Raw genomic sequence first — 7,471 nt, 5'->3', positions numbered from 1 at the left:
AGTTTGAATTCTTTTGAATAGCTTTTTCGCGTTTTCATATACACTCCAGTTGAGATAATTATCCCTTAACTGGCTGTGTGAATCTATTGGAGCACGTCAGAAGCATTCTTTTCAACACTCGCCGTATCAAGAGAGGCACCGAGTTGATAGTCTAGCTGCACCAGAAGGCCGGTCTGCCTCACGCCTTTGCCACCTTGAATACGAGGCTTGTATTCCCATTGTTTCAGGGCAACTTTTGCGCTTTTATCAAACACGCCAGCAGGCACTGATTTTACTACTTTTACATTATCTGTAGCGCCCGTTTCAGTAATATCGAAAGAGAGTACAACGAAACCTTCTACACTTTGCTGCGCTGCTTTTTCTGGATAGCTTGGTGGAACGCGTTTAACCGGCGATGCCTGGTTAATCTTAGCTTCAGATTTGGTCTCTGCTACTGGCGCATTGGCTAAAGCCGTGTTGATGGTGAGCATGGCGGCAATTGAAAGTACGCCTGCAGCCAGTACTTTATTGTTACGCATAGGTTGCTTTATCGCGTTTAAACGTTTGATCATAGTCCTTTTTTCTCCAAAGGTTGGGTAAAGCCCGCGTGTAAAGTGCAGGGCGTCTGAACCATGCTCGGCACATTGCACGAGTGCTTTTGCATAGGTAAGTTTTTCGTTGTCTGTCTTGTCTTTCAGTACTGCGTGATCACAAGCCAGTTCTTGATTAATTCTGAAGGGTTTTAGCGCAAGCCAAACTAGTGGGTTGAACCAAAATACAATAGCGATAACCAGCGCTAACGCGTTCCACAGGTGATCGTAATGTTTGCGATGCACATTCTCGTGCTCTAATACCAGTGCTTGTTGTTGAATCGAAAATGCACTTTTAAATGAGAAGGGAATAAGCACCTTTGGCAAGATAAAACCAAATAGCATAGGTGTGGTAGCTTTGCTGGAATAGTAGGCATTGGTGTGGATAGCGTGGCGCTTTCCTATCGATGCCCATATTTTAAGATGATGCGCTAAGACATAGGCTGTAATTGCGCTTACGCCAATTGCCCATACAGTAAACCAGGTTTCAAACTCAACGGTGTTTAATGTGGGCTTAACGCCAACCACATAGCGAGCAAAGCTATTCGATGGAATGTTAACCAGCGACATTGGAAGGTTGTTGACTATGAGGCAAGCTGGTATCAGCGCCCATAGCTTATAGGTAAGCGAAGCCCCAATTTTATTAGTGAAAAAGTGTTCGCACACCATGAGTAAAACAAGCGCTAGCGACAAAACACCCTGCTGAGCAATAATCCAATCAATCATTGTTTTCTTCCCATTTCTTGATAAGGGCTTTGAGCTCGTCCACATCTTGTTTAGATAACGAGTTTTGATTTGCAAAACCAGCGACCATAGGGGCGATCTTGCCTTTAAACAGTCGGCTAACAAAACTCGTGGTTTCTTTTTTTGTATAGTCTTCTTTAGCAATCAGTGGATAATAAAGATACTGGCGCTGCTGCTTTTCAAACCCTAACACTTCTTTTTTTACCAAGCGGCCTAACAAGGTTTTGACGGTTTTTTCGTGCCAGTCTTTTTTGTCATTAAGTCGCGTAATAACCTCGTTCGACGTGGCAGGATGGTCGTCCCACAGTACGTCCAGCACTTCAAATTCAGCGTTTGAAATTTCAGGTTTGTCTGACATTTTACTCATAATTACGACGTCTTTTATTTTGATTACATTTGTAGTCCATGTTTTTAGATTACACTTGTAATTCTAAAGCGCAAGCTTTTTCTGCATATTTTTTAAACGGAGAGATAGTGTGAGATGGAGTACTACGCTTGGCGCTTCTTTGAAAGCGTTACGTTGGGTGTATCAGTATAAAACGGTGAAATTAAGCTCGTTAGCTTCTAAGAACTCGCCGAGTATTCGTGCTTGTTGATTTCCACGTGGCACCATTACATAGCACGGCGGCTTTGGGGTTACTTCTTGTAAGTCGTACCACAGCGTATCCAGCACGTCGCTGCCGTGTCTCAAAAAGGTTTCACCCCAAGACGTCGTATAAAGGATGGATACATTCTCTACCGTGGCTTTTTGGCGTAGGGTGGGGAAGTTCACAATGGCAAAACATGCGGTTATGCGTTCTGGCGCCAGCAAGTCATTACGCGGTAGTGACGACACTTTGACTGGAGGAAAATACTTGCACAAATGCTTAAGCAAATCGTTCAAGTCTAGTTCGCTCACTTCACCGTAATTGTAATCGAGATAAACCTTACTGTTTGTATCTATTATTTTGCTCGACACAAGCCAGACCATCAGTGCAATGGCGCTAGTCGCTTGAGTAACTTTTTGTGAATCGTCGATAATGCCCGATTTACTCAGTAAATCACCAGCATAGGCTGACCATACTTCATCACCATTTTTGAGCTGACGCATAGCAATGGTGATTTTTTCGCAGTAAAGGCTTTCGTCAAAAGCGCGTCGCAAAAACTCAATTTTATCCGGCTTTTTAGCGTAATAGGTACTTAATCGGCGGCCCAGAACGGTCATGTCTTTTTGATCCATCACCTGTTGATGGTGACTAATCTCTTTGGAGATGCGGCGATAACACTTTAATAAAAAGCGGTGAATTCGACGGCTCAGCTGTACACGTTCATTGAATGTCCAATCTTGTTGGTTATCCAAGTGGGCAAGTAGTTTGCGGCTCCACCCCCACTGTTTTGCATACGAGGCCATAATTTTGCGTTTGAAATTCGCTTGCTCACCTTCTACAAGCGGGTGGCTCAATGTACACCCACATTTCAAATATAAACACTGCTGCAATACAGCAATATCTTCCGCCTGACCATTGGCTTTGTAGTGAGCGATGAGTTCGTCAAACATGAGTGCGTAGGGATCGATATCAGCAACATGCCCTGGAGCTTCAGCACCGCGGTGTACATGCTTTTTCAAAAGGTTGCACAGTGGTTGTCCGTGAGAGATATTGGCAAGGTATACTTCAAGCTTTGCCATTTTTAATACGGATTTGAATGGCGAGTCCATGGCTTTGCCTAATTGCCAGATGGCGGCGCCAAAAAGTTCGCTTGCGTCTAGTCGCTCTAGGTGACCCAAGTCCATGAACCAGTCTACGTCTGGTGAGCCGCCTTTTTCCAAACTATTGTAAATAGCCTGATACTGCTTCTCTGTTGTTTTCTCTGGAGTAAGCCACCAAAACGGCGCTTTGCCTGCTACTACTATATTGGTGTTGTAAAACTCAGCTTTTAGAAACAGGGCTTGCGCCGAGCCCGCGCTTTCACCTTCAGCAACGCCAAAATCGTTTTGCTTCACTTTATCTATCTCAGATAAAAAGAAATGCACTTCAATACCAAAGGTGTTATCCGCCCATTTTTCAATGGCTGTTAGCTTTTGTTGAAGTAAAGTCAGCTCAGTAGTCGAAAAACGTTTACCGTCAATACACACCCAAAAATCAAAGTCTGAGTCGTCAGTCTGAGCAATAGTCCCCACGCTACCCATTAAAACCAGTGCATCAACCGCCCGCTGTCTTGGCCAAATTTGCTTAATGTCTGAAAACAAGTGACTCTGTGCAGGAAAACAGCGCTGCAAAGCTTGTTCTACATCAGGTCTAAACGAGTAATTGTTGATACCAAATGGAACGGTTTCACCCGAGGTGAGTGGGGCCACATATCCTGGAAGGGCTTCGTGGTTAACATGTACAAGAAAGGGAAGCACATGAAAAAGCGGCCTGTGCTTTTCAGGCATGAGCGTAAGTGCACGCTCAATACGTGCTTTGTTGTATCGCAATACGCGCAATAACCTAATGGTAAGGTTTTGCTGAACGGAAAGCGGCTGTTGCGCTGCCATTATGTCAATCTGCACTTCATCATGCAGCCAAGCATAGCGTTATTTCGCGTCGACTTCCTCTAATTTCGCACAGAAAAAGTGATTCTTAATTTGTGATATTCCGTACTTATCTGCTCTCGTGTAAGAGGGACGTAATGAATAGAGACTTATTCACTTTGTAAAATTGCCCTTACTGCTTATCAAATGCATCAATTAGCGCATCAGTTTTACCATCGGAAGAAAAGCCGAAACCGTTTTTATTGAATATCAGCGTATTGTCAGACGTCACTGACGTGCGAGCTTCTTTTAAAAATGACTGGATAGTCGCTTCGTCAGTGCCTTTCTCTTGTAGTGTTGATGCAAATGACGTGGCATCTCCCCATTCTTTGAACTGAGACAGACGAGATGTTTGTTGAATAAGTGACGTAAGGTTGGTGTCCTTTTCTAGGTACTGTTGTAGGCGCAACGTGGTTTTATCAAGCTCTTGCTCGCCCTGACTGCTTTCAATTACCAGCTCGCCTTTGCTCACCGTTAGCTTTGTATCGTTTGAAATACCAAGTTTTGCCGCTAAATCACTTAATTCCGAGGCAAGCTTTTGCCGATTAAAATCGAGGTAGTTTGCAATTGTGTTGCCGTTGAGTGAGGCCTCGCCGCTTTCTATTTTTTTAAGATATGTGTCAATTTGATTGCCCTGTAGTTCACCATTAAACGCACTGAACGCATCACCGAGAGCATTAGCCTGCTTGGATTTTTCTACAACATCTTGAAGTGCGCTTTGGGCATTTGCTGTGTCGCCCAAGTAATTGAATAGTGAAGGTGAAGATGACAAGTGGCTGTATGTGGTATCCATTTCTGACTCTGTGTAGCTCACTTCATAGCGTGGGGCATAAAAGTGGGGGACCTAATATAGGCATTCATACGCAAAATCAGCGCCAAGTTCATCGTTATGAAGAGTTTTTATGGAGTAGGGGCTCTTGCGAGCCCTTAGCGAAGAAGTCGGTTCTTATTGCTGACCCAGGTGTGAGCTATCTGTTAGACGGATATTGTTCAAGGAGCTTAATGACGAGTTCATCAAGTTTATTTTGAATGCTGATACTGTCTTTCGACTCCAGCTCTACCGCTCCTGACGCGCTGTAAACAAATGTACCGTCTTTAACCATGTCAATTTGAAGCCCTTGTTGAAGCGTGGTTTGCTCTCCAACCGGAATGCTAAAAATGCTGCCCAATGAAATGCCGCCAGAGCGACCGTAACTTCCGGTGCCCAGCCCTAGATTCAAGGTGGTGCCATCCTCTTTAGTGGTGGTGGAAGGTAGGTATCCCACCGCGATATCGGCGTCCTCCTCCGAAGATGGGGTGAGGCCTTTCTCAATGAGGCGCTGGGTAATGGCTGAGGAAAGATGATTGGCCAGCGTCGCGTTGATTGGGTTTAGAGGAGGCTGAATATAGAACGTTTTAATATCGGCAAAGTTTTGTGTTTCATCCATATTTATCTGAGGCTTACTACTACTGCATGCGGCAACCACGACCATACATGCTGTTAAAAGTAGCACTGTTTTCAAATACTTTGCCTTTTGCATTAAACCAGTTTCACGTTTTTTCATCATACTGCTGTGCATAATTTTCAGTAAAGTTTGTTAGCTCTTAACTTAAACGAGAGCATACCGTGTTTTGGATCTCATAAGTGGTAAAGCTAGTTTCACCACTTGATTTTCGTCAGCCTGCATAGATAAGCCGCTAAAAGGTGTTCCACATTCACAATAAGACCGTATGCTTTATTCCATTCAGTTTTGTTAATGCGCACCGCTTTGTGGTGTGTGCTGACAAGCTAAGCCACTAATTAAAGGTAAAAGGACATGAATACAAAGCGTATAAAACAAGGGGTACTTGCCACGAGTGTCGCCGCACTTTTTTCTGTAAATGCAATCGCGCAACATTCACCAGACGCGAATGTTGAATTAGTGGGCGACATAAAGGGCACGCAAATTACCGGTGTTACGGTAAGTAATGATGGTCGTGTATTTGTGAATGCGCCCAACTGGCGTGACGGCGTTCGCTTTTCCGTAGCTCAGGTTACCGACACCGGAGAATTTGTCGCTTACCCTAATAGCCAAACAAATGAATGTGTGGCACAAAGCGAAGTAAGAAAAGACTGCTTTTTAGCGGTGCAGTCAGTGGTTGCGCACAAGGATAAGCTGTATGTGTTGGACACCCGAAACCCTAAGTTTAAAGGTGTAGTGGATGCACCTCGCTTATTTGTCGTTGATTTAGCCTCAAACGAGATAGAAGGAACCTTGATACTTAGCGAAGACGCTTACCACCCTGATTCGTACATTAATGACTTGCGAGTAGACGAAAAAACGAATCGCATTTATATGACCGACTCGGCTCACGCGGGTTTAGTGGTATATAACCTTGATGACAATACCAGCTATCGTATTTTAGATAACCATAAAACCACTAAAGCTGAAGTCGATGCGTTAAGTATTCAGGGCAAACCCTTTACTATGCCTGTTCAGTCTGACGGGATCGCGCTTGATACGTTAAACGACACACTATATTTTCACGCATTGTCTGGTTATTCGCTGTATGCCATTAACACATCTGACATCGAGAAATCGTCAAATGACGTGTTGGCAGAAAAAGTGCGAAAAGTAGCGACGACAGGCGCACCAGATGGCATGATTTTTCATCAAGGTAATGTTTATTTAGCTGACCTAGAAAAGCAAGAAGTACAGTACCTTACGCCAAGTCTAGACCTTCGCACCCTTGTGAAAGGTGATGTGGTGAATTGGGCTGACACCTTTAGTATCTACAACAGTGCGCTTTACTATACCAATAGCAAAATACAAGATGCGGGTAGTGATGTTAGCGGCATGACATTTGAAGTGTATAAGACAGCGCTACCTGCGCGTTAAAGTTCGAGGAATTAGCGATGAGCATCACAAAAGGGATCGGCAGCGCGTCACTGGGGTTTGCAGCAGCACTCATAGTAGCTGGGCAAGCTTCAGCTAAATCAGATTTTGATTATGGCCCTGTGTTTGACACTTTCGGCAAGCATGCTCATGTTGAGGGCGTAAGTTTTCCTGAAAATCAGACGTTCAAGGTTGCGTTTGACGTAGCCAAAGCGGCAAGCCCTGGTGAGGTAAACCGCAAGTTTGAGTCGCTGGCACGGTTTATCAATATGCACGTAGCCAATGGCGTTAAGCAGGAAAATCTTTCGCTTACGCTTGTCGTTCACGGCTCTGCCACAGAAGAAGTGCTTAAAACTGCAAACTTCAAAGAGCGTAAGGGCTTACCTAATGGAAACGAAACGCTACTTGTAGCGTTGATGGAGAAAGGTGTAGACGTAATAGTGTGTGGGCAGTCTGCCGCTGCCCATGGCGTTGAAAAAAATGCGTTGATAGACGGAGTGAAAATGAATTTGTCAGCCATGACAGCCCACGCGCGCCTGGCACAAAAAGGGTATTCGGTTAACCCTTTTTAAGTTGTGAGTTAATTCCTCTTGCGCACAGGAGCTTAATTATAGCTTCTGTGTATTGGCTAGGTAGGGCCTGTTGACCTTTGCTGTACATTTTTGCAGCGGTCTGTGTGCCATCTAGACAAGGCGAATGTTTGACGGTTTAGTGGTTCTAAATCGAGAACATTCAACGCAGTATAGATGGCA

General features: G+C 44.4%; 7 protein-coding genes. 2 read left to right on the top strand and 5 right to left on the bottom strand.

Translation table 11 applies throughout. From position 1 onward, the window contains the following. Window positions 1–83: 83 nt before the first annotated feature. From MHM99_RS20355 to MHM99_RS20335, 5 genes are all read right to left on the bottom strand, one after another. A complete protein-coding gene (locus tag MHM99_RS20355) occupies window positions 84–1,295 on the bottom strand; it encodes a M56 family metallopeptidase (protein WP_239220415.1) in 1,212 nt (403 codons plus the stop codon). Beyond that, window positions 1,288–1,680, bottom strand: coding sequence for a BlaI/MecI/CopY family transcriptional regulator (locus MHM99_RS20350; protein WP_239220414.1), 393 nt, complete (start codon window positions 1,678–1,680; stop codon window positions 1,288–1,290). The genes MHM99_RS20355 and MHM99_RS20350 overlap by 8 nt, the downstream gene beginning before the upstream one ends. A gap of 162 nt (window positions 1,681–1,842) precedes the next feature. Then, window positions 1,843–3,828, bottom strand: a complete 1,986-nt coding sequence (locus MHM99_RS20345) for a class I adenylate cyclase (protein ID WP_156078684.1) — start codon at window positions 3,826–3,828, stop codon at window positions 1,843–1,845. A gap of 169 nt (window positions 3,829–3,997) precedes the next feature. Next, entirely contained in the window at window positions 3,998–4,657 is a 660-nt protein-coding gene (locus tag MHM99_RS20340) for a hypothetical protein (protein ID WP_239220413.1), read from the bottom strand. A gap of 175 nt (window positions 4,658–4,832) precedes the next feature. Further along, on the bottom strand, window positions 4,833–5,408 hold the full coding sequence (locus tag MHM99_RS20335) for a DUF4136 domain-containing protein (RefSeq protein ID WP_342351278.1): 576 nt from the start codon (window positions 5,406–5,408) through the stop codon (window positions 4,833–4,835). Window positions 5,409–5,660: 252 nt separating this feature from the next. On the opposite strand from MHM99_RS20335, the gene MHM99_RS20330 reads away from it, so the two are divergent. Beyond that, a complete protein-coding gene (locus MHM99_RS20330) occupies window positions 5,661–6,722 on the top strand; it encodes a major royal jelly family protein (RefSeq protein ID WP_239220411.1) in 1,062 nt (353 codons plus the stop codon). A 17-nt stretch (window positions 6,723–6,739) separates the two neighbouring features. After that, a complete protein-coding gene (locus MHM99_RS20325) occupies window positions 6,740–7,291 on the top strand; it encodes a DsrE family protein (RefSeq protein ID WP_239220410.1) in 552 nt (183 codons plus the stop codon). The last annotated feature ends 180 nt before the right edge of the window (window positions 7,292–7,471 follow it).

Source organism: Alteromonas sp. MmMcT2-2 (assembly GCF_022348305.1).
Taxonomy (GTDB): Bacteria; Pseudomonadota; Gammaproteobacteria; order Enterobacterales; family Alteromonadaceae; genus Alteromonas; species Alteromonas macleodii.
Note: the sequence above shows the minus strand (reverse complement) of the source record. Positions and strands in the feature narration are given on the sequence as shown.